Here is a 26270-nt window from a genome sequence, read left to right as displayed (position 1 = left end):
CAGATGGTACCGATCGGTTCGGCCACCTGTTACCGTGCGAGTTCGTACCGATCGGTTCGATCTCGCCGGGGGCACCATGTGGCAGGCGGCGCGGCTCGCGCTCGGCACGGCGTCCGCGCTCGGCCTGGCCAGGTTCGCCTACGGCCTGCTGCTGCCCGCCATGCGCGACGACCTGGGCTGGTCGTTGGCCGCGGCCGGGGCGATGAGCACCGCCAACGGGCTCGGCTACCTGGTGGGCGCGCTGGTGACGGCGGCCGTCGTGCGCCGCTGGGGCGTCACCGCCGCGTTCCGCGCCGGCATGGCGGGCACCGCCGCCTCGCTGGCCGCCACGGCGGTCAGCGGCGACTTCGCGGTGCTGCTGGCCGTGCGCGCGGTGGCCGGTGCGACGGGCGCGGTCGTGTTCGTCACCGGCGGGGTGATCGCCTCGCGCCTGGCCACCCGGCTCGGGTCCGGCACGCCGGTCACGGTGTACTTCGCCGGAGCGGGGCTCGGCATCGCGTTCGGCGGGGTGGTGATCCCGGTGCTCGGCGACGCCTGGCGGGTCGCGTGGGTGGTCCTGGGCGTCGCTGCCGGCGTGGCGACCCTGGTGAGCTGGACCGCCGCGCGCGACGGCGGCGCGGTCGCCACCGGCACGGCCGGGCGGGCGCGCGTCCGGCCGCTGTGGCGTGCCGCCGTCGCCTACCTGATGTTCGCGGTCGGCTACATCACCTACATCACGTTCCTGTCGGCCTACCTGCGCGACCGCGCCGCCCCCACCGGGCAGGTCGTGCTGACCTGGGCGGCGCTGGGCCTGGCCGTGGTGGCGGCGCCGGCGCTGTGGAGCCGCCCGATCGGCCACTGGCCGGGCGCCCGCGCGCTCGCCGTGCTGCTGGTCGTGCTCGGCGGCGGCGCGGGGCTCGCGCTGGTGTCCCCCGCGCCCGTCGCGGTCCTCGCTTCCGCGCTCGTCTACGGGGCCACGTTCATGGGCGTGCCGGCCGCGATCACGGCGTTGATCCGCACCACCGTCCCGGCCGTCGACTGGACCGCGACGCTGGCCGCGTTCACCACGGTGTTCGCGGCCGGGCAGACGGCCGGGCCGTGGCTGGCGGGCCTCGTCGCCGACCGCACGTCGACCGACGCGACCCTGGTCTGGACGGCGGTGTTGTGCGCGGCGGCGGCGGTGGTCGCCGCACCGTTCGGCCGGCGCGCGCCGGCCGGAGCACCGGGGCGGGCGCGCGGTCGCGGGTGACCCTGCGCTGTCCTCTGTGGACAGTTCGGGACCCGATCGGCGGCGACGGGCCACGCGAATGGCCGTGCCGAGGTGATCGATCCCGGTGGCACGATCGGCGCAGTGGTCGACCACCCGGGGGTTTCGTGATGAGTTCCGACGTCCTGACCGCCATCGCCGCCCTCGGGCCGCGGCTGGGCGCCGCCGCCGCCCGCGCCGACGAGGAGCGCCGGTTGGCCGACGAGACCGTGGCCGCGTTGCGCGACGCGGGCACCTTCCGCGTCGCCCGGCCCGCGCGGTACGGCGGCGGTGAGGCGTCGATCCGCACGCACCTGGAGGTGTCGTCGGAGGTCGCCTCGCTCGACGGCGGCGCGGGCTGGTCCACGGCGCTGTGGAACGGCGCGAGCTGGATCACCGGCCTGTACCCCGAGCAGGCCCAGGAGGAGGTGTGGGGCGACGACCCGGACGCCCTCGTCAGCGGCACGCTCGCGCCCACCGGCACGGCGCGGCCGGAGCCGGGCGGCTACCGGCTCAGCGGCTCGTGGTCCTACGCCTCGGGCATCGGGCACGCCTCGTGGGGCCTGGCGGCGGCCGACCTCGACCAGGGCCCGGCGTGGCTGCTGGTGCCGCGCGAGGACTTCGAGGTCGTGGACGAGTGGCACGTGGCCGGGATGCGGTCGACGGGCAGCAACCGCTTCGTGGTGCGCGACGCGTTCGTGCCCGACCACCGCGTGCTGTGGCTGAACCGGATGGTCGACGGGGCCAACGTCACGCCCGACCGGGCCGTCACCCACCGCGCCGCGTTCGTGCCCTCGCTCGCCGTGATGCTCGCCGGTCCGCTGCTCGGCCTGGGCCGGGCGGCGTTGCGGCACGTGGTCGACTCCGCGCCGGCCAAGGGCATCGCCTACACCGGGTTCACCGCGCAGAGCGACTCCACGGCGTTCCAACTGCTGGTTGCGGAGGCCGCCTCCACCCTCGACAGCGCCGAGCTGCACGCCTTCCGCGCCGCCGACGCGCTCGACCGGCACGCCGCCGAGACCTACTACCCGCCCGAGCTGTTCCGCGCCCGCTGCCGCGCCGACGCCTCGGTGGCGGCCCGCCACGTGACCACCGCCCTGGAGTCGCTGATGTACGCGCACGGCTCCCGGGGCTTCGCCGACGCCAGCCCGCTGCAACGCGTCTGGCGCGACGCGAACGTGGCCGCCCGGCACGGCATGCTGCTGCCCCAGGTCAACCTGGAGCTGTACGGCGCGGCCCTGGTGGGCGCGCCGAACGCCCTCAGCCCGCTGGTGTGACCACCCGGATCACGTGCTTGCCGCGCACGCCGCCCGCTTCCAGCGCTCGGTGCGCCTCGGCGACCTCCGCCAGCGGGTGCACCCGGTCCACCACCGGCCGCACCGCGCCGCGCTCCACCAGCGCGGTCAGGTCGGCGAACAGCTCGGACCGGGGGTTGCCGCTGAAGAACCGGACCCGGCGCGGGCCGAACGCGGTCGAGGCGAGGAGGTAGCCGATGTCCGCCGCGGAGCGGAACGCGATGCCGACCATGCGGCCGCCCGGCGCGAGCAGCCGCCGGTACGCGGCGGGCCGGCTGCCGTGCGCGTCCAGCACGACGTCGAAGCGGCCGAGCCGGGCCGGGTCGGTCCGGTAGTCCACCGCCTCGTCCGCGCCCAGCCCGCGCACGAAGTCCAGCGCACCCGCGTTCGCCAACGCGGTCACGTGCGCGCCCCGGGCCTTGCCCAGCTGGACGGCGACGCTGCCCACTCCCCCGCTCGCGCCGCGCACCAGCAGCCGCTCGCCGGGCCGCAACCGGGCCCGGTCGCGCAGCGCGGTGATCGCGGTCGTCCCGACGGCGGGCAGCGCGGCGGCGGCCACCAGGTCCAGGCCGGCCGGGCTGGGCGCGAGTTGGCGCGGGCGCACGGCGACGTACTCGGCGGCGCTGCCGAACCGGCCGCGCGGCAACCCTCCCCACACGGGCGTGCCGGGCGCGAACCCCGGCCCGGACACGACCTCGCCGGCGAAGTCGATGCCCACCCGCTTCGGGAAACCGTTGCCCAGCAACACCTTGAGCCGCCCGGACCGGCCCACCACCTCACCCCCGTTGACGCTGACCGCGTGCACGCGCACCAACACCTCCCCCGGTCCGACCACGGGTTCGGGCACCTCGCCCTCGTACAGCACGTCGGGCGGCCCGTACCGGTCGAACAGCGCTGCGCGCATCCCTCACCTCACACCTAAGTGGAAGACCCGTTCCACTTGGACGCTAACACGCCAGCCGGAAGGTGCCTTCCACTTGAGCTAAAGTGAGAGGCGTGCCGGGTGAGCCGACTCAGTTGCGCGCCGACGCGCGGGAGAACCGCGACCGCATCGTGGCCGCGGCGCGCGAGGCGTTCGCCGCCGAGGGGCTGGACGTCCCGATGACCGCGATCGCCCGCCGCGCCGGGGTGGGCGTGGCGACGCTCTACCGCCGGTTCCCCACCAAGGAGGCGCTGGTCCGCGAGGCGTTCGCGGAGCAGCTCGCGGCCTGCACCGGCGCGGTGCACCGGGCGGCGGAGGACCCGGACCCGTGGCGCGGCTTCCGCCGGGTGGTGGAGCAGCTGTGCGAGATGCAGGCCCGGGACCGGGGGTTCAGCGCCGCGGTCCTCACCGCGTTCCCCGACGCGGTGTCCGTGGACGAGGTGCGCGCGGAGGCCGAGGGGGTGTTCGCGGGCGTGGTGGAGCGCGCCAAGGCGGCCGGGGCGCTGCGACCCGACTTCAGCACCGACGACCTGGCCCTCGTGCTGATGGCCAACAACGGCCTGGTCGCCGACTCGACTGACGCGGCGGTGGCCGCCTCGCGCCGCCTGGTCGCCTACTTCCTCCAGGCGTTCCGGGCGCGCGACCCGCTGCCGCCGCCGGTGCGCCTCGGGCTGCGCGACGCGCTCGACCGACCACCCCGTCAGTCCTTTTAGGACGGACGACGACCACGCGGTGGCGCAACAGTTTCGCCACGCTTGTGGCGCGGTGCGCCGCACCGCTACAACTGGTCGGGCGGCGAGTCGGTTCGACGGGGGGAACGCCCATGCGCCCGATCAAGCTCTGGTTGCCCGCCTTGACGGCGGCGGCACTGGTCGTGCCGGTCACGCCGCCCGCTCAGGCCCAACCGGCGCCCGACGCGCCGGCGGCCGGCTGGTCGGTCGGCGCGGCCGGGCTGACGTGGACCGCGCCCGCCCCCGTGCCCGCGGGCGACGCGGCGATCGAGTTCTGGGACGGCGACCGGCTGCTGGGGGTGCCGCGCCCGTCGGCCGACCTGCGGACCTACACGCTCGACGGCGTGGGCATCGACGACGCCGACGGGCTCCAGGTGCGGGCCTCGGGCCGGCGGTTGGACGTCGAGGAGCCCGCGCCCCCGGCGACCGCGGTCGACGCGACACCGCCCGCGGCACTGCCCGCGGCGGAGTTCGACCCCGGCAGGCCGGGCCCGTTCGCCACCGCCACGGGCGAGTACGAACTGCCCCCGATCACCGTGCCCGGCTACGCCGTGCCGCTGGAGGTGCGGGCCGTCGTGGTGGCGCCCACCGGCGCCCCGGGCCGCCGCCCGCTGGCGCTGTTCCTGCACGGCAGGCACATCACCTGCCACAACGGGACGCAGGCGCTGCTGGAGTGGCCCTGCCCGGCGGGCTTCGAACCGGTGCCCAGCCACCGCGGCTACCTCCCGGCGCAGCGGCTGCTCGCCTCGCAGGGCTACGTGACGGTCTCCATCGCGGCCAACGCCGTCAACGCCCAGGACACGCTGGACGTCGAGTCGGGCGCGGGCGCCCGGTCGGCGCTGGTGCGCGCCCACCTGGCCAGGTGGGCGGACTGGGCGGGCCCGGGCCGCGCCACCGCGCCCGACGTCGTGCGCGCCGCGCCCGCGGCGGACCTGGGCAACGTGGTCCTCGTCGGGCACTCCCGCGGCGGCGAGGGCGTCAACCGGGCCGCGCTGGACAGCCTCTCCCCGCCGCCCCCGGGCAGCGGCTACGACGGCCCGGTGCGCTGGGCGGTCAAGGGCCAGCTGCTCATCGGGCCGACGGTGTTCGGCCACAACCCCGCGCCGGACGTGCCGTCGGTGGCGATCCTGCCCGGCTGCGACGGCGACGTGTCCGACCTGCAAGGCCAGTTGACCGTGGACGCGACGCGCGGCGTGAGCCGGGGAACCGCCCTGCACAGCGCGCTGTACTTCGTCGGCGCGAACCACAACTACTTCAACACCGAGTGGACGCCCGGCCAGGCGCAGGCGCCGGCGGCCGACGACTTCCCCGCCTCGTGGACCGACGCGGTGTGCTCGCCCGGGACCGCCACCCGCCTCACGGCGGCGCAGCAGCAGACCGCCGGCGCGACCTACACCGCCGCGGCGGCGCGGCTGTTCGTCACGGGCGACCGGCGGGTGCTGCCGCTGTTGGACGGCACGGGCGTCCGCGCCCCCTCGGCCGACCCGGCGCGCGTGCTCGCCCACGCCGTCGGCGGCGCCCGCACCCCGTTCGTCGCGCCCGACGGGGCGACGACGGCGGGCGGGTCCGCGCGGGTGTGCGCCCAGGTCTCGGCCGACCCGGCGACGTCGTGCGCCGACCCGGCCGCCACCCGCCCGTCACCGCACTTCACCCGGTTCAACCGCGTGGTGCCCGAGTCCGGCCGGTTCGCCCTGGACCTGCGGTGGACCGCCGACGGCCAGGCCGCGACCGCGCGCCCGGGCGCACCGGTGTCCCTGGTGGGCGCGCGGCACTTGGCGCTGCGGGTCGCCGTGCCGCCGAACACCACCGCCACCCGCTTCGACGTGGCCGTCACGGACGCGGCCGGGCGCCGCGCGTCGCTGGGGTCGGTGGCGCTGGACGGCCTCCCGGCCACCGACCGGCTGTCCGCCCGCTGGGCGCAGGAGGTGCGCGTGCCGCTGCCCGCGCACGGGCTGGACCTGCGCCGCGTCGCCGAGCTGGAGCTCGTGCCGCACGGCGGCGCCGGGCAGGCGTGGCTCATCGACGCGCACGGCTGGTCGCCCGGCCTGCCGGACCCGCGCCCGGTGGCGCTGCCGCGCGTCGACGTGGGCTCGCTGACCGTCGAGGAGGGCGACTCCGGCACGCGGACCGTCCGCTTCCCGGTCTCGGTCACCGGCCGGGGCGCGGGCTCCCTGCGGCTGTACGTGCAGGACGAGGACGGCCGCGCCTACACCGAGCGGCTGGTGACCGTCGAGCCGGGGCAGACCGCGGTCGAGCTGCCCGTGGAGGTCACCGGCAACACCCGCTGGAGCAACGGCGCGAAGCGCCCGGTGCTGGCCAAGGCCGTGAGCGGCGTGGTGGTCGGGCACTACTCGGACCGGCTCACCGTGCCGAACGACGACCCGGAGCCGACGATCACCGCCACGCCCGTCGTGGACGAGGTCGCCGAGGGCGGCACGCTGACCTGGCGGGTGGCGCTGTCCTCGCCCGCGGACTCGAACCTCACGGTGGCGGGCCGGGTGGCCGCCCCGGACGGCGCGGAGCTGTCCACCACCGACGTGGACGAGCAGTGGTTCCGCCAGCGCGTCTCCCGCGAGGAACCGCTGCCCCCGCGGCCGCTGTCGACCACGGGCGTGCAGGTGACCGCCTACTTCTTCCGCGGTGAGGTGACCAAGGAGGTGTTCGTGCTGACGGCGGCGGACGCGGAGGTCGAGCCGCTGGAACGGGTCCGGTTCGACCTGGCGACGCTGACACCGGGCGCACCGCGCACGCCGATCACCGGTTCGGTGGTCGACGTGCCGCCGGCCGGGCCGTGACCGGGGCCTACCCCTGCTCCTGCTCGACCCGCCGGTTCCACTCGCCCTTGGACGACTGCCAGCCGTCCTCGTCCGCGCCGAGCCGCCAGTAACCCGAGATCGACATCTGCTCGCGCGGCACGCCCCGCTCCAGCTTGAGGTGGCCGCGCAGGTCCTTGACCATGCCGGCCTCCCCGTGGACGAACACCTGCACCACGCCCTCGGGGAACGCCAGCTCCCGCACCGCGTCGACCACCCGCCGCCCGCGCGGGCCGCCGGCGCGGTGCAGCCACCGCAGGTCCACCCGGCCCGCGGACCGGACCGACTGCTCGTCCTCCGGTCCGTCGACCTCGACGAACACCTCCGCCCGCGCGCCGGCGGGCAACGCCTCCAGGGCCGCGGCGATGGCGGGCCACGCGCTCTCGTCGCCCGCCATCAGGTGCCAGTCGACGTCCGGGTCCGGCGCGTACCCGCCGCCGGGGCCGGCGAAGTGCAGCACGTCACCCGGCTGGGCCTTGGCCGCCCACGGACCCGCCACGCCGACGTCGCCGTGCGTGACGAAGTCCAGCCACAGCTCACCGGCCTCGGCGTCCCACCTGCGCACGGTGTACGTGCGGGTGCGGGGCCACTGGTCGCGGGGCATGGTGGCGCGGATCGCGCCGAGGTCGAACGGCTCCGGGTAGAGCACGTCCTCCAGCGGGAACGCCAGCTTGACGTAGCTGTCGGTGTAGGGGCCGACGGCGAACCCCGCGAGCCCGTCACCGCCGAGCACCACGCGGACCAGCTGCGGCGCGATCCGCTCGGTGCGCAGCACGCGGCCGCTCCTGCCCCGTGATCGTTCGGCCATGTCGGGTACTCCTCGGTGATTCCATCGGCGCAACCACCTCACCGTACGTGGCGTGCCGGGCGGTGGGGCGCGGGGACGCCCCACCGCCCGGTCGGTCAGCGCACGCTCCACTCCCGGGCCAGCTCCGCGGCCAGCCGGAGGTTGGCCGCCGCGCCGTCCTCGGTGCGCCGCCCGTAACCGCACGCGGCGGCGACGCCCGCCACCGGCGCCCCCAACGCCTCGGCGGTCAGGCGCAACGCCTCCCGGGTCTCCTCCGGGTGCTCCTCGGCGACCACGCCCGCGATGACCTCGACGCCCCGCCGCAGGTGCCGCAGGTCGTCGTAGAAGGCGGGGTCGGTGGGCGGGGCGCCCGCACCGCAGGCCACCGGCAGGTGCACGGTCGGCATCGGCACGTGCCGCGCCGCCAGCGCGTCGGCCAGCGCGTTGAGGAACCGCACCGCCGGCCGCAGGTCGGTCGGCGTGAACACCGGCACGTGCTCCAGGTCGCCGTAGCACAGGTGCAGCACCCACCGGGTGCGCGGCGCGACGGCCAGCACCTCGGCGACCTGGGTGGTGAGGTCGCGCGTCAGCGCCGCCCACGCCTCGGGCGGGGTGAGGTGGTAGGCCACCAGCACGGTGGGCGTCTCCAGCTGCAACTGCACCCGGTCGCCCCACCGGGCGACGAGTTCGGTCACCTCGTGCAGCACGGCCGCCTGCATGGTGGGCAGCCACTCGCGCGCCGCGTCGAGCGAGCCGAACGCGAACGCGGCGAGGTCCAGCGCGTTGGGGATGCCCACCTGCACGCGCGGCGGTTCCCCCGTCGCGGTGAGGCCCAGGCGGTCCAGCGCCTCGAAGGCCGCCCGCGCCTGCTCGACGCGGGCGAGGCCCACCTCCTCCGAGCACAACTTCTCGCCGGGGCGGACGCGGTAGTACGGCATGTCGTCGTAACCGCGGCTCTCACCACCCCGCACCTGTTCGAGGGACGACACGGTGGACAGGTGGTGCGTGAGCCAGTCGATGATCCAGCGCGGGTCGCGGTCGGACGGCAGCGCGGTCAGCTCCGCGTCGCCCCGGTGGCCCAGGACCCACGCCATGGCGGTGACCGGGTCGTCGCACAGCGGGCGCGGGAGCGAGCCTACGAGGTGGACGGGCATCGGGTGCGGGTCGAGCTCTCGGAGGGGGGTCTGCGTCGGTGCGTGTGCGGTCATGAGTGATGCTCTGCTTTCGAACGTGGAAGATCGTGGACTGCCGGGAGTGCCGCAGGATCTCCGCGGCCCGACTTCCCGGTGTCGAGGCCATCGTGATCGAGCCGGGCGGCCACGTCCACTTAGGATGATCAACTCAAGCCGACCGTGAACGCCGTCCACGCGATCGTGTGACCCCGGTGCGCGCTGAGCGAAGGCGCGGTGGAAACGAGAACCATCCTCATGAGCGATCGGCGCGGACCGGGCCGGGACGCGGGGCGGCGGTCGGACCACTAGGCTCCCCGCATGGCGAGGTACTTCGACGTGCACCCGGTCAACCCGCAGCGCCGGGCCATCGACCAGGCGGTGCGGCTGCTCGAGGCCGACGGCCTCATCGCCTACCCGACCGACTCCTGCTACGCGCTGGGCTGCCGGCTCGGGAACAAGGCGGGACTGGACCGCATCCGGCAGATCCGCCACCTCGACGACCGCCACCACTTCACCCTGATGTGCCGCGACTTCGCCCAGCTCGGGCAGTTCGTGCACGTGGACAACGCGGTGTTCCGCGCGATCAAGGCCGCCACGCCGGGCAGCTACACGTTCATCCTCCCGGCGACCACGGAGGTGCCGCGCCGGATGATGCACGCGAAGAAGAAGACGGTGGGCGCGCGCATCCCCGACCACCCGGTGGCACAGGCCCTGCTGGCCGAGCTGGGCGAGCCGCTGCTGTCGAGCACGCTGCTGCTGCCCGACCAGGAGGAGCCGCTGATCAACGGCTGGGACATCAAGGAGCGGCTGGACCACGTGGTCGACGCCGTGCTGGACGCGGGCGACTGCGGCACCGTGCCCACCACCGTCGTGGACTTCTCGCAGGGCGAGCCGGAGGTCCTGCGGCACGGCGCGGGCGACGTGTCCCGCTTCGAGTAGGCGCTCCCACCGGATCGGCACCACCTGGTCGGCTCCACGGGATCGGCACCGCCGGATCGGCCCACGGGATCGGCCCAGCGGATCGGCCCACGGGATCGGCACCGTTGCGCCGCTCAGGGGTATGGGAGCGTTCCCAGAGCCGGTAGGTTCCCGCTGCCCCCTCAGCGCAGAAGGAGCCACCCGTGCGGAAACGGTTGTCCACGGCGGTCCTCGCCGCCCTGCTGTCGGTCGTCGCCCTCCCGGTCGCCGACGCCGCCGCCCCCGACCGAGCCGATCACCGGCTGAAGACCTGCGCCCGTCCCGGCCTGCTGTTCTGCGAGGACTTCCAGCTCGTGCCCACCGGTGCGGGCACGAGCCTGAAGTGGGGCGTCGACACCCGCGACGGCTCGCTGGAGGTCGAGCGCGACCGGCGCGGGCAGAAGGCGCTGCACGTGCGGACCGTCGGCAACGGCCGGGCGTTCCTCAAGGTGGACGACTTCGCCGCGCCGGGGAACAGCTTCTACGGCCGGGTGCGGCTGCGCGTCGCGGCGTTCCCCGACGCGCCGGACTGGGCGCACTACACGCTGGTCGAGGCCACGGGCGTCGGCCCGGAGGTCGTGCGACCGCTGGGCGGCCAGTACGTGCCCACGCTCGACAAGGCCCTGTGGGGCGTCGGCGCGGACGGCGGCCCGACCGGCGACTGGACCAACTGGCGCGAGTCCGCGCCGTCCGAGGCGGGCGCGTGGCAGTGCGTCGAGTGGCACATGGACGCCTCGGACAACCGGATCACGCTGTGGTTCGACGGCGTGCCGAAGCCGGACCTGACCGTGTCCACCCGGGTGCACGGCGGCAACCCGGTCGACTTCCTGTTCCCGCGGTTCGACACGGTCAAGCTGGGCTGGCAGCTCTACCAGCCCAACGACGCGACCCACGACCTGTGGCTGGACGACATCGCCCTGGGCGCGCAGCGCATCGGCTGCTAGGCGAACGGGGACGGGCCCGACCGCGGGCCCGTCCCCGCCCCGGCGTCGGTCACGTTCCCTGCGGCAGACGGGGCTCGGGCCTGTCGTTCTCACCGCCGGTGAGGTAGACGACGTTGACCCACACGTTGGACGCACCCGGGACGTCCGTCAGCGCCCACCACGTGTTCGGGTACCTCCGCCCCCGGAGTCCCACACCGTCTCCCGGTAGCCCTGGCCCCGGTTCTTCTGGCAGTGGAAGTACCTCTTCGGTCCCGCCGTCAGCGTCCCCCTGCTCGTCTTCGTGCCGTCCCCCTTGATGCTGTAGGCGGGGGTTGTCTTCCACACGTCCTTCAAGGCCTTCTTCGTCGGGTGGTTCCGCACGGTGCGGGCGGCGTTGAGCCGGTCCTCGTCAGCCCCCGCCGGTGCCGCGGAACCGGTACCCGCCACCACGGGCAGCCCCGCCGCCATCGCGACTCCGGTCGTCACGACCTTGCGCAGAACGGGCACCTTCCGTCCTTCCCGATGATGGACCCCGACGGCCCGGGGTCTTCGCCGACAAGTGCAGTCGGCCCGGCGCCGGCGTGGAAGGCGAGAACGGACGCATCACCCGATCCGGCTCCGCGACGCCGAGTGCCGACCCGTGACGCCCGACGCGCTCACCGAGGTGTTCTCCGGCCTCTGCTGCTACAAGGACAACCCGAGGTGGTTGCGGTGAGCCGCCGACACCCTCGCGGGGTGGCGGTGGGCCGACGGCGCGGACCGCGCGGTCGGCGAGCCCACCTCCGACACCCGAATCCCGTTGCGCTGCAACGACTTCTCCGACCGGACCACGACGACCGGCGAGCAGTGGCGGGAGCTGTGGCGGGAGCTGTGGCGGCGCGGCGTCGAAGTCGCGCCGATCGTGCGGACCTCGGCTCGGCACTGGAAGTGGGTGCGGGCGTGCCTCGGCACGGACCCGGGCCGGTGGCGTCCCGGCCGGTCGACGCGTTCCTCCTGGACGGCGTCGTGCCGCGCGACCGGGAGTGCCGGGGGGGGTGACCGCGGTCCCCTGACCACCGGAGAACCAGGCCCCGGAAAACCGGGCGCGGGACGGGCGGTGGCGCTGTTAGCGTGACCGCCGTGCCCACGTCGCCCTCGGTCATGTCGCCCCGCCACGCGGGGCGGCCGACGCTGCACGGATGACGTCCGAGGCCCCCGTCCCAGGGGGTCTCCGGCCGGCTCGGGCCCCCGCACCAGGAGGTTCCGATGTCGCGCTACTACGTCACCACCGCCATCCCCTACGTCAACGCGCGCCCGCACCTGGGGTTCGCCCTGGAGCTCGTGCAGGCCGACGTGCTGGCCCGGCACCACCGCCTGCTGGGCGACCGGGTGCGGTTCCTCACCGGCACGGACGACAACTCGCTGAAGAACGTCCTGGCGGCACGCGCGGCGGGCCTGCCGACCGCCGAGCTGGTCGACCGCAACGCGGCGGCGTTCGCGGCCCTGCGCGAGCCGCTGGCGCTGTCGTCCACCGACTTCATCCGCACCAGCCGCGACGCCAGGCACCGCGTCGGCGTGGAACGGCTCTGGCGGGCCTGCGCCGACGCGGGCGACCTGTACCGCCGGCACTACGAGGGCCTCTACTGCCTGGGGTGCGAGCAGTTCTGCGCCCCGGCCGACCTGGTCGACGGCAGGTGCCCGGAGCACGACGTCGAGCCCGGGGTCGTCGCCGAGGAGAACTGGTTCTTCCGCCTGTCCCGCCACGCCGACCGGCTGCGCGAACTGATCGCGGGCGGCGTGGTCCGGATCGAGCCCGCCGCCCGGCGCAACGAGGTGCTGGCCTTCCTCGCCACCGGCCTGCACGACTTCTCGGCCTCCCGGTCGCGCGCCCGCGCCCACGGCTGGGGCATCCCCGTGCCGGGCGACCCGGACCAGGTCGTCTCCGTCTGGTGGGACGCGCTGGTCAACTACGTCTCCAGCCTGGGTTACGGCGGTGAGGGCTCGAACCACCGCCGCTGGTGGGTCGGGGGCGACCGGCGGGTGCACGTGATCGGCAAGGGCGTGCTGCGGTTCCACGCCGTGCAGTGGCTCGCGATGCTGCTGTCGGCGGGCGAGCCGCTGCCGACCGACATCCTGGTGCACGACTACCTCACCACCGACGGGCGCAAGATCAGCAAGTCGGCGGGTGCGACGGCCGACCCGGTGGCGCTGGTCGACCGGTACGGCGTGGACGCGGTGCGGTGGTGGCTGCTGCGGGACGTGCCGCGCGTGGGCGACACCGACTTCACCGAGGCACGGCTGGTGGCCCGGGCGAACGAGGACCTGGCCAACGGCCTGGGCAACCTGGTCAACCGGGTGGCCGTGGTGGTCCACCGCTACCGCGACGGCCGCCCGCCCGCGACGACCCCGGGTGCCGGGCCGTTGCGGGAGGCGTGCCAGGACGCGCCGGAGCTCGTGCGCGCCGCCCTCGCCGAGTTCGACTTCCGGCGGGCGACGGCGGCGGTATGGCGGATCGTGGAGGAGGCGAACCGGCACGTGGAGCGGGTGCGGCCGTGGGACCTGGCGCGGGCCGAGCGGGACGGCGACGCGGAGGCGGGTCGGCAGCTGGACGCGGCGATCGCCGCGCTGCTGGAGGCGTGCCGGTGCCTGGCCACGCACCTGACGCCGTTCCTGCCGACGCTGGCCGCGCGGATCTCCGAGCAGTGCGTGGCGCTGTCGGGCCCGCTGCCCGCGCCCCGGCCGCTGTTCCCGAGGCTGTGAGCGCCGCGGACCCGCCGGGTGGCACCCCGGCGGGTCCGCCGTCCGGCTACCGCGGCAGGTAGGCGCGGTGCGAGCGGGAGAACTCGAAGTTGTTGTAGCGGTCCCAGTTGATCGACCACGTCATCAGGCCGCGCAGGTTCGGGTAGACCGCCTTCGGCTTGTACGGGCCGCAGTTCGCGCCCTTCATCAGGCAGTCGAGCGCCCGCTGCACCTCGGTCACCGACGTGAACCCGTTGCCGGCGTTGATGCTCGCCGGCAGGCCGATCGCCACCTGGTCCTGCCGCAGGCCGGGGAACACCTTCGTCGCGTCACCGCGCACCGGGAACCCCGCCAGCACCATGTCCGCCATCGACACGTGGAAGTCCATCCCACCCATCGTGTGGTACTGGTTGTCCAGGCCCATGATCGGGCCGGAGTTGTAGTGCTGGACGTGCAGCAGGGTCAGGTCGTCGCGCAGCGCGTGGATGACCGGCAGGTACGCGCCGGCCCGGGGGTCCGCGCCGCTGCCGCCGCCGTAGAACTGGTAGCCGACCTGCACGAAGAACGTCTCCGGGGCCATGGTGAGCACGAACTTCGCGCCGTAGCGGGCCTTGAGCGTCTTCAGCGCCTGGATGAGGTTGACGATCACCGGCGTGGTGGGCGCGCGGAAGTCGGTGTCGTTCGCGTTGAGCGACAGCGAGTGGCCCTCGAAGTCGACGTCGAGCCCGTCGAGGCCGTACTTGTCGATGATCGCCGAGGCGGAGCGGACGAACGCGTCGCGGGCGGCCGTGGTGGACAGCTGCACCTGGCCGTTCGCGCCGCCGATCGAGATCAGCACCTTCTTGCCCTTGGCCTGCTTGTCGCGGATGCCCGCGATGAACTCGGCCTCGGACTCGACGTTCGGGCACTCGGCGACGGGGCACTGGGCGAAGCGCAGCTCGCCGGAGGTGGCGGAGGTCGGTTCGGCGAAGGACAGGTTGATGATGTCCCAGTCGTCGGAGACGTCCTTCATCCGGATGTAGCCGGAGCCGTTGGCGAAGCTGGCGTGCAGGTAGCCGACCAGGACCCGCTTCGGCAGGCCGGTGGGCGGCGCCGTCGTGGTGGTCGTCGTGGTCGTGGTCGACCCGGTGGTCGTGGTCGTCGTGGTGGTGGAGGTCGTGGTGGTGGTCGTGGAGGTGGTCGTCGTCGTGATCGGCGCACCGGCGCACGACGCCCCGTTGATCTTGCAGTTGGCCGGGCTCGCGGTGCCGGTGGCGTTGAAGCCGAAGGTCACGGACGCGCCCGGCGCGACGGTGGCGTTGTAGTCGCGGTGGGTGAACGCGTAGTGCCCGCCCGAGTTCGTCTGCAACGCGTCCCAGTAGGCGCCGACCGTCGTCCCGGCGGGCAGGTCGAACTCGACCTTCCACCCGGAGACGGCCGCGCTGGTGTCGTTCTTGATCGTGAACTGCGCCGTGTAGCCGGTGTCCCAGCTCGACGTCTTGGCGAACGTCGCCGTGACGGACGCGGCGTAGGCGGGCGTGAGGCCGACCGCCGCGGCGGCCACCACCAACGCCCCCACCGCCGCCACCCGGGCGAACAGGACCCTGCGCGACATTCGTCTCCTCCCAGCGGTGGCGGCCTCCAGGTGGAGAAATTGGACTAGACCACCATCACTCTGTCAAGAGCGGGTCGGAAGTGGTTAAACCGAACGGCGCAGCGGGTACCTCGAACGGGCGTTCGAGGAAGGGAGAGGCACGTGGACCGCAATCCGGAGAAGGACCCGGACGACTGGACGACCGGCGACGAGCCGATGACCGGCCCCCAGGAGTCCTACCTGCACACGTTGGCGCAGGAAGCGGGCGAGGAGGTGCCGGACGGGCTCACCAAGGTCGAGGCGTCGCAGCTGATCGACCGGTTGCAGGAGAAGACCGGCCGAGGCCGGTGACGGGGCGGGCGCGGCACGGGTGTGCCGCGCCCCGACCGGCCGTGTCCGGCCCGGTCCGCCGACGCCGGACAACGGGACGCGTTGTCCGGAAATCGTCCGGGTGATCGACGCCGGGCGCGAAAGCACTCCTGTCGGGGGAGGTCGCCGGTTACCGTGCGCTGGTGCAGATCCCCTGGCGGGCCGCGCCGCGCGCGGCCCTGTCGAGTCCGTTGACGCTGCTGGTCAGCGTGGTCACCGCGCTGCTGCTGAGCTTCGTGGTGGCCGCCGCGGTGATGCACTCGGCCGCCTCCGGCAGCGCCGCGCTCGCCTATCAGCAGGACCGGCTGTGCAAGCAGGCGCTGCACCCGTCGCTGGAGTCCACCGCGGGCGCGCCGCACGAGCACATCGCCGAGGGCATCAAGGCGATCACCGACGCCATGGGTGACACGCCCATGCTCATCGGCATGTACACCCGGGAGAAGCGGACCGACTTCGGCGGCGGGCAGACCTACGCCAAGTTCGGCTACCGCCCCGGGGCCATGGACCACCTCAAGGTCCTCCAGGGCGGTTCCAGAGACGGCCTGTGGGTGCCGCAGAGCATCGCCGCCACCACCGACCTGCGGCTGGGCGAGCGCGGCCTGGGCGGTCGGCTGCCACCGGTCACCGCCGTGTACGCCGACGTCACCGACCCGCTGCCCGACTGGTGGTGCTCGGAGCGCGCCTTCGTCGTGCCCAACGCGCTCGACCGCGACGAGCTGGCCACCGCCGTCGTGTGGCTGCCCAGCGCCGAGTCGTTCTACGACCTGCCGGCCGAGGTCACCGGGCCCACGGACGTGACCGTGCGCTTCCCCGCCGACGAACCGCGCACGGTGGACGAGGCCCGCGCGCTGCTCGCCGGGGGCACCGCCCGCGTCGCGCCGATCCGGGAGGGGTTCAACCGGGTCGTGTCGCCGCTGGTCCTGCCGGTCGAGAACGCCGCGCAGACCGTCGTCAACGTGCGCTCGGCCGTGCTGCCCCTGACCCTGATCAGCCTGCTCGTCGGCCTGGCGGGCGTCGCCACGGTGACCGTGCAGTGGGTGCAGCGCCGCCAGTCGGAGCTGCGGCTGCTGTGGGTGCGCGGCGCGGGACCCGTCGCGCTCGGCGGCCGGGGCGTGCTGGAGCTGGGTCTGCCGCTCGTGCTCGGCGGCGCGGCCGGGTTCGGCACGGCGAGGCTGCTGCTGCCCGGCTACGCGCCGTCGGACGTGCTGCCGCCGGGGACCACCACCGCGGCGGCCCTGGCCGTGGTGGTGGTCGTGGCCGCGAGCCTCGCGGTCGCCTGGGCCACCGCCGCGCTGCGCGCCCACCGGGTGTTCCAGGTCGCGGGCCGCGGCAACCGGCTGCGGAAGGTGCTGACCGCGCTGCCGTGGGAACTGGCCACCGCCGCCCTCTCGGTGTGGGCGTGGAACCGGGTGCAGCACAGCGGCCTGGCCACCACGACCAAGATCGGCGGGCTGCCGCGCATCGACGCCGCCGCGCTGGCGTTCCCGCTGCTCGTCGTGCTGACCGCGGCACTGCTGGCGGCCCGGTCGGGCCGCTGGGCGCTGGCCGCCTCGCACCGGGCGCGGCTGTGGTCCCGGCCGGTCGCGCAACTGGCGATCCGGCGGCTCGCGGCGGCCGCGGGCCCGGTGACCGGCGTGCTGCTGGTCGGCGCGCTGGCCGTGGGCACGATGGCGGTCGGCACCGCCATCGCGGGGTCGCAGCGCACCGCGCTGGAGGTCAAGTCCGGCATGTTCACCGGCGCGAACAGCTACGCCCAGGTCTCGTCCAAGGTGACCGAGCTGCCTCCGGCCCTGCGCGGCGACTCCACCATCGTCGGCTACGTCGAGCAGTACGGCCGCAGGGCGCTCGTCGTGGACCCGAGGACGTTCCGCGACGGCGCGGTGCCGTTCGGGATCGACCCCGCGCTGCTGGCCGAGCCGCTGCGGGTCGGCGACGCGCCGCGCCGCGAGGTGCGGTTGCCCGGCCTGCCGGCGATCGAGCCGGACGCGTGGGTGCCGTCGTTCCCGAAGCTCGGCACGTCCGGCTGGGTCGTGCCGGTCGACCGCATCGCCGACCGCGACGACGTCGGCTCCTGGTACGTGTGGTCGCGCAAGCCCCTGGCCGAGCTGACCGGGGCCCTGTCGGCGGCGGGCGTGAAGCTGTCGCGCAACGTCGACGAGAAGGAGAAGGCGGTGCAGGGCCTGCCGTTCCTGACGATCCGGTGGACGTTCGGGTTCGTCACGGCGCTGGGCGCGGTGCTGGCGGTGGTGGCGTCGATCGCGCTGCTGCTGGCGGTGGAGGTCCGGCGGCGGCAGAACGCGCTGTCGGGGGCGTTCAGCTCCCGGATGGGCCTGGGACCGGGCGCGATGCTGCGCAGCCACCTGCTGGAACTGGGCGCGGTGGCCGGCTCCGCGGTGGTCGTCGGCCTGGTCGCGGGCGCGGTGAGCAGCGGTTTCACCGTGCCGAAGCTCGACCCCGCGCCGCGGTTGACGCCGGCGCCGCAGGTGCCCGACGTCGTGCCGCTGCTGGCGACGACCGCGGCGGGGAGCGTGCTGGTGGTGCTGGTGGCGGCGTGGGTCGCGGTGCGCTCCGCGCGCTCGGCGAAGATCGGGGAGCTGATCCGTGGTTGAGCACGTGTTGCGGCTGCGCGGGGTGGGGGTGGAGTACCGCACGCCGGCCGGCGCGGTCACCGCCGTGTCGGACGTGTCGCTGGACGTGCCGGCGACCGGGTTGACGGTCCTGGCCGGTCCGTCCGGGTCGGGCAAGTCGACGTTGCTGCGGGTGCTGAGCCTGGTGGAGCGGCCCACGCGCGGTGGCGTGGAGCTGCGCGGCCGGGGCACGGCCCGGCTGTCGTCGCGGGCGCGGCGGGCGCTGCGGCGGCGTGACGTCGCGCTGGTGTTCCAGAACCCCGCGGACAACCTGATCGGCCACCTCGACGTGGGCGACAACCTGCGCGCGGCGGCCCAGGCGGCGGGCCGGTCCGTGCGGGTGGACGAGGTGCTGGAGCGGCTCGGGCTGCCGGGCACGGCCGGCTGGAAGGTGTCGGCGATGTCGGGCGGGCAGCAGCAGCGGCTGTCGTTCGGCTGCGCGCTGGCGCGGCAGGCGGGCGTCGTGCTGGCCGACGAGCCGACCTCGCAACTGGACGCGGCGTCGGCCGACCTGGTGCTGGAGACGCTGGCCGACCTCGCGCGGCGGGGCGTGCCGGTCGTGGTGGCCTCGCACGACCCGCGGCTCATCGCGTTGGCCGACACGAGGTTCGACCTGCGGAACGGGGTGCTGGTGGCATGACGGCGTTGCGGGCGACGGGGGTCGAGCGGACGTTCCGGCACGCGAGCGGGCCGGTGCCCGTGCTGCGCGGGGTGGACCTGGAGGTGGCGGCCGGCGAGCTGGTGACGCTGTCCGGGCCGTCCGGGTCGGGCAAGAGCGCGCTGCTGGCCGTGCTGGCGGGGTTCGACCGGGCCGACGCGGGGACCGTCGAGCTGGCGGGCGAGGTGCTGACGTCACCGCCGCCGTGGAAGGTGTGCGCGCTGCTGCCGCAGGCGCTCGGGTTGGCCGGGGAGTTGACGCTGGCGGAGAACGTGGCGCTGCCGATCCGGCTCGGCCGCGCCGGGGGTTCGCTCGACCGGGTGACCGAGCTGCTGGAGGAGCTGGGCGTCGGCGAGCTGGCCGACCGGTACCCGGGCGAGGTGTCGTTCGGGCAGCAGCAGCGGGCGGCGCTCGCGCGGGCCGTGATCGGCGAGCCGCGCGTGCTGCTGGCCGACGAGCCGACCGCGCACCTCGACCAGCGCACCGGGCCGACGGCGGTTCACGTGCTGCGCCGGGCGGCGGACGCGGGGGCGGCGGTGCTGGTCGCCACGCACCACGACGAGGTGCACCGGGCGGCGGACCGCACGTTGGTGCTCGACCGCGGGCGGATCTCCGTAGGATAGGGGTCGATGTCGCGCCGACTGCTGTCCGTTGCCCTGATCTTCCCGCTGATCGCCCTGTCGCTGCTGGTCAGCGACTCGCCGTACCCGGCCATGCCGGGGCCGGGGCGCGACGCGCCGCGGGCCCTCGTGGCGCTCGGCGACAGCACCATGGCGGGCGAGGGCGCGGGGTCCTACGAGCCGGGCACCGACGGCGAGAACGGCAACTGGTGCCACCGCTCGACCAAGGCGTCGGTGCACCGGACGCACGTCGACGGCGTGGACCGGGTGTTCAACCTGGCCTGCTCGGGCGCGAACGCCGAGCAGGTCGGCCTCACCGACCAGGTGCGCAACACCGAGGGCTCGCAGGCCAGGCGGTTGGCGGCGATCGCGCGCGAGTACCGGGTGTCGGTGGTCGTGGTGGCGGTGGGCGCGAACGACGACCCGCGGTTCGCCGACGTGCTCGGCGCGTGCCTGCGGGCGTGGATCGAGCGCCGGACCGACTGCGCGAAGGGCATGGCCGACGAGTGGAGGGCCCGGGTCGAGCGGATGACGCCGAAGGTGGAGCGCGCGCTGCGCGACGTCCGCCAGGTGTTGCAGGAGGAGGGCTACACACCCCGCTCGTACACGCTGGTGCTCCAGTCCTACGCCGCGCCGGTCGCGCCGGGCCTGCCGTTCGAGCTGCAGAACCTGGCCGGGTGCCCGCTGCGCACCGGTGACCTGGAGTGGGTCCGCGACCGGGCGGTCGAGCAGCTCTCGGGCGGCCTGCGGACGGCGGCGAAGGAGGCCGGGGCCCGGTTCCTCGACCTGGCCAAGGCCGGGGAGAAGCGCGAGGCGTGCACGGGCGGTGACCGCGCCGACCGCGAGTGGTTCACCCGGTTGACCGTGGACTTCGACGGCCTGCGGGACGAGACCCGGGCGCGGCACGCGTTGCAGGAGTCGTTCCACCCCAACGACCGGGGCTACGAGCAGTTCGGCCGGTGCATGTCGGAGTTCCTGACCACGACCGCGCGGGAGGGTTCGTGCGTCGCCGGCGCCGACGGCAACCTCACCGCGGTGGTCGCGAAGGACTGACCGGTGCGGCCGGGAGGCGTGGCGGCGCTGGCCGCGAGCAAGGCCGCGTTCGCCGTGCTGCTGGGTTCGCTGCCCGGGGCGGCGCTGCACGAGCGCCCGGGTGTGCGCTGGGTGGACACCGGGGTCGCCGACAGCGTGTTCAACGGCCGGTACGAGGGCGGCACGGAGTCGGTCGGTCCGGTGCTCGACCACTTCCGGGCGCGGCGGCTGCCGCTCCACTGGGAGGTCGGCCTGGGCGCGGGCCGCGCCGAGGACCTCGTCCGGCACGGCCTGCGCCACGTCGAGGACGAGCCGGGGATGTGGCTGGATCTGGACCGGCCGCTCCCGGACGCGCCCGCGGTGCCCGGTCTGTCGATCCGGCCCGTGGTGGACGCGGCCGGCGTGCGCGACTGGGTGGACGTGTGGGGGTGCGGCGGCCCGCCGGAGACGACCGAGCGCTGGCACGGGGTGTACTCGGCGCTGCCGTTCGGGCCGACGGGCCCGTTGCGCATGGTCGTGGGCTACCTGGACGGGCGTCCCGCGGCGACGGCGTACGCGTTCCTGGCCGGCGGGGTGGCGGCCGTGCACTACGTGGTCACGCTGCCCGAGTGGCGTGGCCGGGGCATCGGCACGGCGATGACGGCGGCGGCGCTGCGGGAGGCCGCCGGCTGCCGGGTCGCGGTCCTCACCGCCTCGCCGTCGGGCATCGGCGTCTACCGGCGGCTCGGGTTCCGGGAGTGCTGCGTGGTGAGCACCTACGAGTGGCTGCCGGAGCTCACGTGAGCAGGGCGGCGATCTCAACCCCGGTCCAGAACGGGGTGGCGCGGGCGAGGTAGCGGGCGATCCACTCGGCGGGCCGGCCGTGCGCCTCCGCCAGGCCGGAGGCGAGCACGGCGAGGTAGGCCGCCGACGGCTTGGTGTGCGCGACGTCGGCGGAGGACCACGGGGCGGTGAACGTCAGCGCCGGGTGCCCGTCGTGCCCGCCGAGGTGGAGCAGGGTCTCGTAGCGGCCCGGTCCCAGCGCGTGCCTGCCGGCGGCCACCGCGGTGGTGAGGTCGAGGTCCACGCCCGGGTCGCGGTACATCTCCTGGGCGGCGACGTCGGCGAACTGCCCGGCCGTGACGAGGTAGGCGCGGGCGGCGACGGCACCGGGCAGGTCCGGGTCGTAGAACGCCCGGCCGCCCAGCCAGACGGGCGACTCGGTGGCGAAGTAGATCCCGCCCGGCACCTCCACCGGCCGGGTCTCGCGCGGCGGGTCCCGGTCGCGGCAGCCCGGGTGGCCGCGCGTCGCGCCGACCGGCGTGCCGCCCGCGAGGTAGCGGGCGAACCGGTCGGCGTGCATGTTCGACCCGTAGCTGACGTACCAGACCAGATCGCCGTCCGCCGGGCTCACAGGCACAGGCGGCACGGCCGGGCCGTGGGGTGCTCGGCCTCCAGCTCCCCGCGCGCGCCGACGAGCTTGACGTAGCTGCCGACCCACGTGGCGCCCCGGGCGGGCGTGCCGTTGATCGTGCCGCAGGAGGCGCGGTGCAGGACGAGGTTGGCCGGGTTCAGGCTGCGCTCGGCGTTGATGACGTACTGGTCCTGGTGGAGCGCCAACCAGTGCTCGTACGCGCCGCTGTCCTCCGTGAACCTCTGCATCGCGCCATCATGCGCCGCCGTGCCGCCACCGGCTGTCCGCCATCCGGTGCCACTCGTCCTCCAGGATCGCGTAGACCAGCTCCTCGCCCCACGCGCCCTTGAAGAACTCGCCGTGCCGGAAGTGGGCCTCGCGGCGCATGCCGAGCCGTTCCATGACGCGCCAGGACGGTTCGTTGAACGCGTCGCAGGACGCGATGATCCGGTGCAGGCCGAGGTGGGTGAAGCCCAGGTCGAGCATGGCGGCGGCGGCCTCGGTGGCGTAGCCCCTGCCGTGGTGGTCGGGGTGCAGGATGTACCCGACCTCGCCCTGCCGGTGCTCCTCGCTGAGCCACTTGAGCACGGCCTCGCCGACGACCGCGCCGTCCGCCTCCACGGCCAGCGCCAGGTGGTCGCCCTGCTTCTCCGGCCAGGTGACCGAGGTCTTGAGCCGGAGGCTCTCGGCGGTCTGCTCGGGGGTGCGGGCCTCGCCGTACAGGTAGCGCACCACGTCGGGCCGCGACATCCACGAGTGCAGCACCGCGTGGTCGTCGGGGGTGAACGGGCGCAGGGTCAGGCGTCGGGTGCGGACGGGGTAGTCGGGCTTGGTCACACCGGTCAATCTACGAAACGGACGGGCCGCCGTCGTCGGGGTTTCCGCGGCGGGAGCGGGTCGCGCCGCTCCCGCCGCCGTGCCGGTGGCCCGGGCGGGGCTAGAGGTCGGCCAGGGCGGTGATCGGGGATTCGACGCAGTCCGCGACGAACCGCAGGAAACCGCCCGCCGTGCCGCCGTCGCACACCCGGTGGTCGAAGGCGAGCGTCAGCTGGGCGACCTTGCGCACGGCCAGCTGCCCGTCCACGGCCCACGGTCGGTCCATGATGCGGCCGATGCCGAGGATCGCGGCCTCCGGGTGGTTGATGATGGCGGCCGAGCCGTCGACGCCGAACACGCCGTAGTTGTTGACCGTGAACGTCCCGCCGGTCAGGTCGGCCGGGGTGAGCCTGCCCTCGCGGGCCGCGGTGGTGCGGGCGGCCAGGGCGGCGGCGAGTTCGGCGGTGGTGAGGGACTGCGCGTCCCGCACCACGGGCACCACCAGGCCGCGGTCGGTCTGGGCGGCGAAGCCGAGGTGGACCTGGTCGAGGACCACGATCTCGTCGCCCTCGACGCGGGAGTTCAGCTCGGGGAACTTCTTCAGGCCCAGCACGGTGAACCGGGCGAGGAGCGCGAGCAGGGAGACCGACGGCAGCGCGGCGCGCGCGGCGAGGAAGTCGGTGGCGTCCACGTCGACCCACACGGTGGCTTCGGGGATCTCCCGCCGCGAGGCCACGAGCTTCGCCGCGACCGTGCCGCGCAGGCCGCGGAGGGGGATGCGGCGGCCACCGGTCGGTGCCGGCGCGTCCTGGCCCGGTCCCGCTCGGTCCGGTCCTGCTTGGTTCGGCACAGCTTGGTCCGGCACGGCTTGGCCGGTGGTGGGCGCGGTGCGGGCGGCCAGTTCGCGCTCCACGTCGGCGCGGCGGATGACGCCGCCCGGGCCGGTGCCGGTGATCCGGTCCAGCGCCAGGCCGTTCTCCCGCGCCAACTGCCGCACCAACGGCGAGATCACCGCGGGCGCGGCGGCCGGAACCGGTCCGGCGGCCGAGCCGTTCGCCGCCGAAGCGCCGTTCGCCGCCGGCGAGCCGTTCACCGGGGTCCTGAGCGTGGAACTCGGGGGTCCCGAACGTACGACACGGGGGTCGTGGACGTGGGACGCGCGGCGGCGGCGGCGCGGGGTGGTGGAGGTGCCGTAGCCGATCAGGACGTTGCCCGAGTACTCCGACGACTCCGGCAGCGGCTCCGGCTCCGGCTCCCCCACCGTCAGCAGCACCGAACCGACGGCCAGCCGCTCCCCCGGCTCGCCGAACCGCGCGCTCACCACGCCCTCGAACGGGCACGGGACCTCGACCACGGCCTTCGCCGTCTCCACCTCGACCACCGGCTGGTCGATCGACACGTGGTCGCCGACGGACACCAGCCAGGTGACGATCTCGCCCTCGGTCAGCCCTTCGCCCAGGTCGGGCAACCTGAAGTCAGGCACCGTAGCTCCCCACGACCCGGTCGTCCCACTGCAGCCGGGCGATCGCGTCCAGGATGCGGTCCACGCTCGGCAGGTGGTGCTCCTCCAGCTTCGGCGGCGGGTAGGGGATGTCGAACCCGGTCACCCGCAGCACCGGCGCGTGCAGGTGGTGGAAGCACCGCTCGGTCACCCGCGCCACGACCTCCGCGCCGTACCCGCCGAACCCGGACGCCTCGTGCACGACCACCGCCCGCCCGGTCTTCACCACCGACGCGCACACGGTCTCGTCGTCGAACGGCGACAGCGACCGCAGGTCCACCACCTCGACGTCCCAGCCCTCCTCCCGCGCCGCCTCGGCGGTCTCCAGCGCGGTCGCGACCATCGGCCCGTACGCGATGAGCGTGACGTCCCGCCCCGGCCGCCGCACCAGCGCCCGGTCGAACCCGACCGGCGCCCCGGACTCCAACGCGCCCTTCGACCAGTACCGCCGCTTCGGCTCCAGGAAGATCACCGGGTCCGGCGAGGCGATCGAGTCGCGCAGCAGCCGGTAGGCGTCGTCGGGCGTGCCGGGCGTGACGACCCGCAGCCCGGGCGTGTGCGTGTAGTACGCCTCCGACGAGTCGCAGTGGTGCTCGACGCCGCCGATGCCGCCGCCGTACGGCACCCGGATCACCACCGGCAGTCCCACCCGGCCCCTGGTGCGGTTGCGCAGCTTGGCCAGGTGGCTGGTGATCTGCTCGAACGCCGGGTAGGCGAACGCGTCGAACTGCATCTCCACCACGGGGCGCAGGCCGTTCATCGCCATGCCGATGGCGGTGCCGACGATGCCGGACTCGGCCAGCGGCGTGTCGAACACCCGCTGCTCGCCGAACCGCGCGGCCAGGCCGTCGGTCACCCGGAACACCCCGCCGAGCGCGCCGACGTCCTCGCCGAACACCAGCACGGTCGGGTCTTCGGCCAGCGCGTCGCCCAACGCCCGGTTCAGCGCGCCGGCCAGGGACACCTGCGTCGTCATGCCAGCTCCTCCCGCAGCACCGCCGCCTGCTCGCGCAGGTGGCGCGGGGTGGTCGCGTAGACGTGCTCGAACAGCTCGTCGGGCGAGGGCACGACGTCGGTGTTCAGCTTCGCCCGCACGGACGCGGCGAAGTCCTCCGCCTCGGCCGCCACCGCCGCGCGCCGCGCCTGGTCGAGCAGCCCCCGGGAGGTCAGGTACGCCTCCAGCCGGTCGACGGGGTCGCGGTCCAGCCACGACGCCACCTCGTCGGACGTGCGGTAGCGGGTGGCGTCGTCGGCGTTGGTGTGCGCCTCGATGCGGTAGGTCAGCGCCTCGATCAACGTGGGGCCGCCCGACTCCAGCGCCTCGCGCACCACCGCGTACACGGCGGCCACGTCGTTGCCGTCGACCAGCACGGACGGCACGCCGTAGCCGATGCCCTTGTGCGCCAACGACGGCGCGGCGCTCTGCTTGGACATCGGCACGCTGATCGCGTAACCGTTGTTCTGCACCAGGAACACCACCGGCGCCTTCCACACGCCGGCGAAGTTGAGCGCCTCGTGGGTGTCGCCCTCGGAGGTCGCGCCGTCGCCCAGCAGCACGAGCGCCGCGGTGTCCTCGCCCTTGAGCCGCGCCGCGTGCGCGAAGCCGACGGCGTGCAGCGTGTTGGTGGCCAGCGGCGTGCACTGCGGGCCGACGCGGTGCTCGTAGGGGTCGTAGCCGAGGTGCCAACCGCCTTGCAGGAGGGTCAGCGTCTCGGCCGGGTCGACGCCGCGGGTGACCAGGGCGACCGAGTCGCGGTAGGTCGGGAACAGCCAGTCGGTGGGGCGCAGCGCGAGCACCGAACCGACCTCGCACGCCTCCTGGCCGCGGGAGGAGGGGTACACCGCGAGCCTGCCCTGCTTGGTCAGGGCGGTGGCCTGGGTGTCGAAGCGGCGGCCGACGACCATCCGGCGGTGCAGCTCGACCAGCACGTCGTCGTCGGGCATGGACAGCGGCGAGTCGTCCACCGGCGTGCCGTCCTTGCGCAGCAGCGACAGCGGTTCGTCACCGGGCAGCAACGTCCGCTCGGGCGCGCGGGTGCGGGCCATGGGCTCCTCCGGGTGTCTCAAGGGGCGAGATGGAGGGCATGGTCCGGCTCACACCGGCCAAAGTTCCAGATCCGGGTCCGGAATCCGGACGA

At 74.7% G+C, this 26270-nt stretch carries 24 protein-coding genes; 13 read left to right on the top strand and 11 right to left on the bottom strand.

The annotated features are described in order from the left end of the window. Window positions 1–76 precede the first annotated feature (76 nt). Together ACIGNX_RS00290 and ACIGNX_RS00285 are read left to right on the top strand one after the other, a co-directional pair. Window positions 77–1228 carry a YbfB/YjiJ family MFS transporter gene (locus tag ACIGNX_RS00290; RefSeq protein WP_396534646.1) on the top strand — a complete coding sequence of 384 codons (1152 nt, stop codon included), beginning with the start codon at window positions 77–79 and terminating at the stop codon, window positions 1226–1228. 128 nt (window positions 1229–1356) lie between these two features. Continuing rightward, window positions 1357–2502: an acyl-CoA dehydrogenase family protein gene (locus ACIGNX_RS00285; protein ID WP_396534644.1), complete on the top strand. Its 1146-nt coding sequence runs from the start codon at window positions 1357–1359 to the stop codon at window positions 2500–2502. Here the strand turns inward: ACIGNX_RS00285 and ACIGNX_RS00280 are convergent. Then, window positions 2486–3424 carry an NAD(P)-dependent alcohol dehydrogenase gene (locus ACIGNX_RS00280; RefSeq protein ID WP_396534642.1) on the bottom strand — a complete coding sequence of 313 codons (939 nt, stop codon included), beginning with the start codon at window positions 3422–3424 and terminating at the stop codon, window positions 2486–2488. The two genes, ACIGNX_RS00285 and ACIGNX_RS00280, sit on opposite strands and share 17 nt — an antisense overlap. Window positions 3425–3516: 92 nt before the next feature. On the opposite strand from ACIGNX_RS00280, the gene ACIGNX_RS00275 reads away from it, so the two are divergent. Both ACIGNX_RS00275 and ACIGNX_RS00270 read left to right on the top strand, forming a co-directional pair. Further along, window positions 3517–4155 (top strand): TetR/AcrR family transcriptional regulator, encoded by a 639-nt coding sequence (locus tag ACIGNX_RS00275; RefSeq protein ID WP_396534640.1) that lies wholly within the window; start codon window positions 3517–3519, stop codon window positions 4153–4155. A gap of 110 nt (window positions 4156–4265) precedes the next feature. Next, window positions 4266–6968, top strand: coding sequence for a hypothetical protein (locus ACIGNX_RS00270; RefSeq protein ID WP_396534638.1), 2703 nt, complete (start codon window positions 4266–4268; stop codon window positions 6966–6968). 7 nt (window positions 6969–6975) lie between these two features. Here ACIGNX_RS00270 and ACIGNX_RS00265 read toward each other — a convergent pair whose 3' ends face one another. Further along, window positions 6976–7794: a siderophore-interacting protein gene (locus ACIGNX_RS00265; RefSeq protein ID WP_396534636.1), complete on the bottom strand. Its 819-nt coding sequence runs from the start codon at window positions 7792–7794 to the stop codon at window positions 6976–6978. A 95-nt stretch (window positions 7795–7889) separates the two neighbouring features. Further along, entirely contained in the window at window positions 7890–8981 is a 1092-nt protein-coding gene (locus tag ACIGNX_RS00260; protein WP_396534634.1) for a hypothetical protein, read from the bottom strand. 282 nt (window positions 8982–9263) lie between these two features. On the opposite strand from ACIGNX_RS00260, the gene ACIGNX_RS00255 reads away from it, so the two are divergent. Then, on the top strand, window positions 9264–9884 hold the full coding sequence (locus ACIGNX_RS00255; protein ID WP_396534632.1) for an L-threonylcarbamoyladenylate synthase: 621 nt from the start codon (window positions 9264–9266) through the stop codon (window positions 9882–9884). 182 nt (window positions 9885–10066) lie between these two features. Further along, the gene (locus ACIGNX_RS00250; protein WP_396534630.1) at window positions 10067–10846 is read left to right on the top strand and encodes a hypothetical protein; all 780 of its coding nucleotides are present in this window, start codon (window positions 10067–10069) and stop codon (window positions 10844–10846) included. 147 nt (window positions 10847–10993) lie between these two features. Here ACIGNX_RS00250 and ACIGNX_RS00245 read toward each other — a convergent pair whose 3' ends face one another. Beyond that, window positions 10994–11332: a hypothetical protein gene (locus tag ACIGNX_RS00245; RefSeq protein ID WP_396534628.1), complete on the bottom strand. Its 339-nt coding sequence runs from the start codon at window positions 11330–11332 to the stop codon at window positions 10994–10996. A gap of 738 nt (window positions 11333–12070) precedes the next feature. On the opposite strand from ACIGNX_RS00245, the gene ACIGNX_RS00240 reads away from it, so the two are divergent. Then, window positions 12071–13564 carry a methionine--tRNA ligase gene (locus ACIGNX_RS00240; protein WP_396534626.1) on the top strand — a complete coding sequence of 498 codons (1494 nt, stop codon included), beginning with the start codon at window positions 12071–12073 and terminating at the stop codon, window positions 13562–13564. A gap of 46 nt (window positions 13565–13610) precedes the next feature. Here ACIGNX_RS00240 and ACIGNX_RS00235 read toward each other — a convergent pair whose 3' ends face one another. Further along, window positions 13611–15137, bottom strand: a complete 1527-nt coding sequence (locus ACIGNX_RS00235; RefSeq protein WP_396534624.1) for a chitinase — start codon at window positions 15135–15137, stop codon at window positions 13611–13613. Between the two features lie 141 nt (window positions 15138–15278). Here ACIGNX_RS00235 and ACIGNX_RS00230 point away from each other — a divergent pair, with 141 nt between their 5' ends. The 6 genes from ACIGNX_RS00230 (at window position 15279) to ACIGNX_RS00205 (ending at window position 21205) form a co-directional block, all read left to right on the top strand. Next, complete coding sequence (locus tag ACIGNX_RS00230; protein ID WP_396534622.1) at window positions 15279–15467, top strand: DUF3072 domain-containing protein; 189 nt, start codon at window positions 15279–15281, stop codon at window positions 15465–15467. Between the two features lie 161 nt (window positions 15468–15628). Next, window positions 15629–18094 (top strand): ABC transporter permease, encoded by a 2466-nt coding sequence (locus ACIGNX_RS00225; protein WP_396534620.1) that lies wholly within the window; start codon window positions 15629–15631, stop codon window positions 18092–18094. Then, complete coding sequence (locus tag ACIGNX_RS00220; protein WP_396534618.1) at window positions 18087–18752, top strand: ABC transporter ATP-binding protein; 666 nt, start codon at window positions 18087–18089, stop codon at window positions 18750–18752. Before ACIGNX_RS00225 ends, ACIGNX_RS00220 begins: the two co-directional genes overlap by 8 nt. Then, on the top strand, window positions 18749–19393 hold the full coding sequence (locus tag ACIGNX_RS00215) for an ABC transporter ATP-binding protein (protein WP_396534616.1): 645 nt from the start codon (window positions 18749–18751) through the stop codon (window positions 19391–19393). The genes ACIGNX_RS00220 and ACIGNX_RS00215 overlap by 4 nt, the downstream gene beginning before the upstream one ends. Before the next feature lie 6 nt (window positions 19394–19399). Then, window positions 19400–20443 carry a GDSL-type esterase/lipase family protein gene (locus ACIGNX_RS00210; RefSeq protein WP_396534614.1) on the top strand — a complete coding sequence of 348 codons (1044 nt, stop codon included), beginning with the start codon at window positions 19400–19402 and terminating at the stop codon, window positions 20441–20443. A gap of 3 nt (window positions 20444–20446) precedes the next feature. Further along, window positions 20447–21205 (top strand): GNAT family N-acetyltransferase, encoded by a 759-nt coding sequence (locus tag ACIGNX_RS00205; RefSeq protein ID WP_396534612.1) that lies wholly within the window; start codon window positions 20447–20449, stop codon window positions 21203–21205. Here ACIGNX_RS00205 and ACIGNX_RS00200 read toward each other — a convergent pair. From ACIGNX_RS00200 to pdhA, 6 genes are all read right to left on the bottom strand, one after another. Next, window positions 21198–21830 carry a histone deacetylase gene (locus tag ACIGNX_RS00200; RefSeq protein WP_396534610.1) on the bottom strand — a complete coding sequence of 211 codons (633 nt, stop codon included), beginning with the start codon at window positions 21828–21830 and terminating at the stop codon, window positions 21198–21200. The genes ACIGNX_RS00205 and ACIGNX_RS00200 overlap by 8 nt on opposite strands. Further along, a complete protein-coding gene (locus tag ACIGNX_RS00195; protein ID WP_396534608.1) occupies window positions 21812–22063 on the bottom strand; it encodes a hypothetical protein in 252 nt (83 codons plus the stop codon). Before ACIGNX_RS00195 ends, ACIGNX_RS00200 begins: the two co-directional genes overlap by 19 nt. A gap of 7 nt (window positions 22064–22070) precedes the next feature. Then, on the bottom strand, window positions 22071–22652 hold the full coding sequence (locus ACIGNX_RS00190; protein WP_396534606.1) for a GNAT family N-acetyltransferase: 582 nt from the start codon (window positions 22650–22652) through the stop codon (window positions 22071–22073). Between the two features lie 100 nt (window positions 22653–22752). Further along, window positions 22753–24114, bottom strand: coding sequence for a dihydrolipoamide acetyltransferase family protein (locus tag ACIGNX_RS00185; RefSeq protein WP_396534604.1), 1362 nt, complete (start codon window positions 24112–24114; stop codon window positions 22753–22755). Then, window positions 24107–25108: an alpha-ketoacid dehydrogenase subunit beta gene (locus ACIGNX_RS00180; RefSeq protein ID WP_396534602.1), complete on the bottom strand. Its 1002-nt coding sequence runs from the start codon at window positions 25106–25108 to the stop codon at window positions 24107–24109. The genes ACIGNX_RS00185 and ACIGNX_RS00180 overlap by 8 nt, the downstream gene beginning before the upstream one ends. Next, window positions 25105–26178, bottom strand: coding sequence for a pyruvate dehydrogenase (acetyl-transferring) E1 component subunit alpha (gene pdhA / locus ACIGNX_RS00175; RefSeq protein ID WP_396534600.1), 1074 nt, complete (start codon window positions 26176–26178; stop codon window positions 25105–25107). Before pdhA ends, ACIGNX_RS00180 begins: the two co-directional genes overlap by 4 nt. Window positions 26179–26270 lie beyond the last annotated feature (92 nt).

It is taken from the genome of Actinosynnema sp. NPDC053489 (assembly GCF_044544865.1).
Taxonomy (GTDB): domain Bacteria; phylum Actinomycetota; class Actinomycetes; order Mycobacteriales; family Pseudonocardiaceae; genus Actinosynnema.
The sequence above is the reverse complement of the archived record's forward strand: the minus strand, read 5'-3'. Positions and strand labels throughout refer to the sequence as shown.

Bases quoted from the DNA above. Each gene is read 5' to 3' on its own strand.
- ACIGNX_RS00290 (WP_396534646.1), top strand. From the start codon at position 77: ATGTGGCAGGCGGCGCGGCTCGCGCTCGGCACGGCGTCCGCGCTCGGC.
- ACIGNX_RS00285 (WP_396534644.1), top strand. From the start codon at position 1,357: ATGAGTTCCGACGTCCTGACCGCCATCGCCGCCCTCGGGCCGCGGCTG.
- ACIGNX_RS00280 (WP_396534642.1), bottom strand. From the start codon at position 3,424: ATGCGCGCAGCGCTGTTCGACCGGTACGGGCCGCCCGACGTGCTGTAC.
- ACIGNX_RS00270 (WP_396534638.1), top strand. From the start codon at position 4,266: ATGCGCCCGATCAAGCTCTGGTTGCCCGCCTTGACGGCGGCGGCACTG.
- ACIGNX_RS00265 (WP_396534636.1), bottom strand. From the start codon at position 7,794: ATGGCCGAACGATCACGGGGCAGGAGCGGCCGCGTGCTGCGCACCGAG.
- ACIGNX_RS00260 (WP_396534634.1), bottom strand. From the start codon at position 8,981: ATGACCGCACACGCACCGACGCAGACCCCCCTCCGAGAGCTCGACCCG.
- ACIGNX_RS00255 (WP_396534632.1), top strand. From the start codon at position 9,264: ATGGCGAGGTACTTCGACGTGCACCCGGTCAACCCGCAGCGCCGGGCC.
- ACIGNX_RS00240 (WP_396534626.1), top strand. From the start codon at position 12,071: ATGTCGCGCTACTACGTCACCACCGCCATCCCCTACGTCAACGCGCGC.
- ACIGNX_RS00235 (WP_396534624.1), bottom strand. From the start codon at position 15,137: ATGTCGCGCAGGGTCCTGTTCGCCCGGGTGGCGGCGGTGGGGGCGTTG.
- ACIGNX_RS00215 (WP_396534616.1), top strand. From the start codon at position 18,749: ATGACGGCGTTGCGGGCGACGGGGGTCGAGCGGACGTTCCGGCACGCG.
- ACIGNX_RS00210 (WP_396534614.1), top strand. From the start codon at position 19,400: ATGTCGCGCCGACTGCTGTCCGTTGCCCTGATCTTCCCGCTGATCGCC.
- ACIGNX_RS00195 (WP_396534608.1), bottom strand. From the start codon at position 22,063: ATGCAGAGGTTCACGGAGGACAGCGGCGCGTACGAGCACTGGTTGGCG.
- ACIGNX_RS00180 (WP_396534602.1), bottom strand. From the start codon at position 25,108: ATGACGACGCAGGTGTCCCTGGCCGGCGCGCTGAACCGGGCGTTGGGC.
- pdhA (WP_396534600.1), bottom strand. From the start codon at position 26,178: ATGGCCCGCACCCGCGCGCCCGAGCGGACGTTGCTGCCCGGTGACGAA.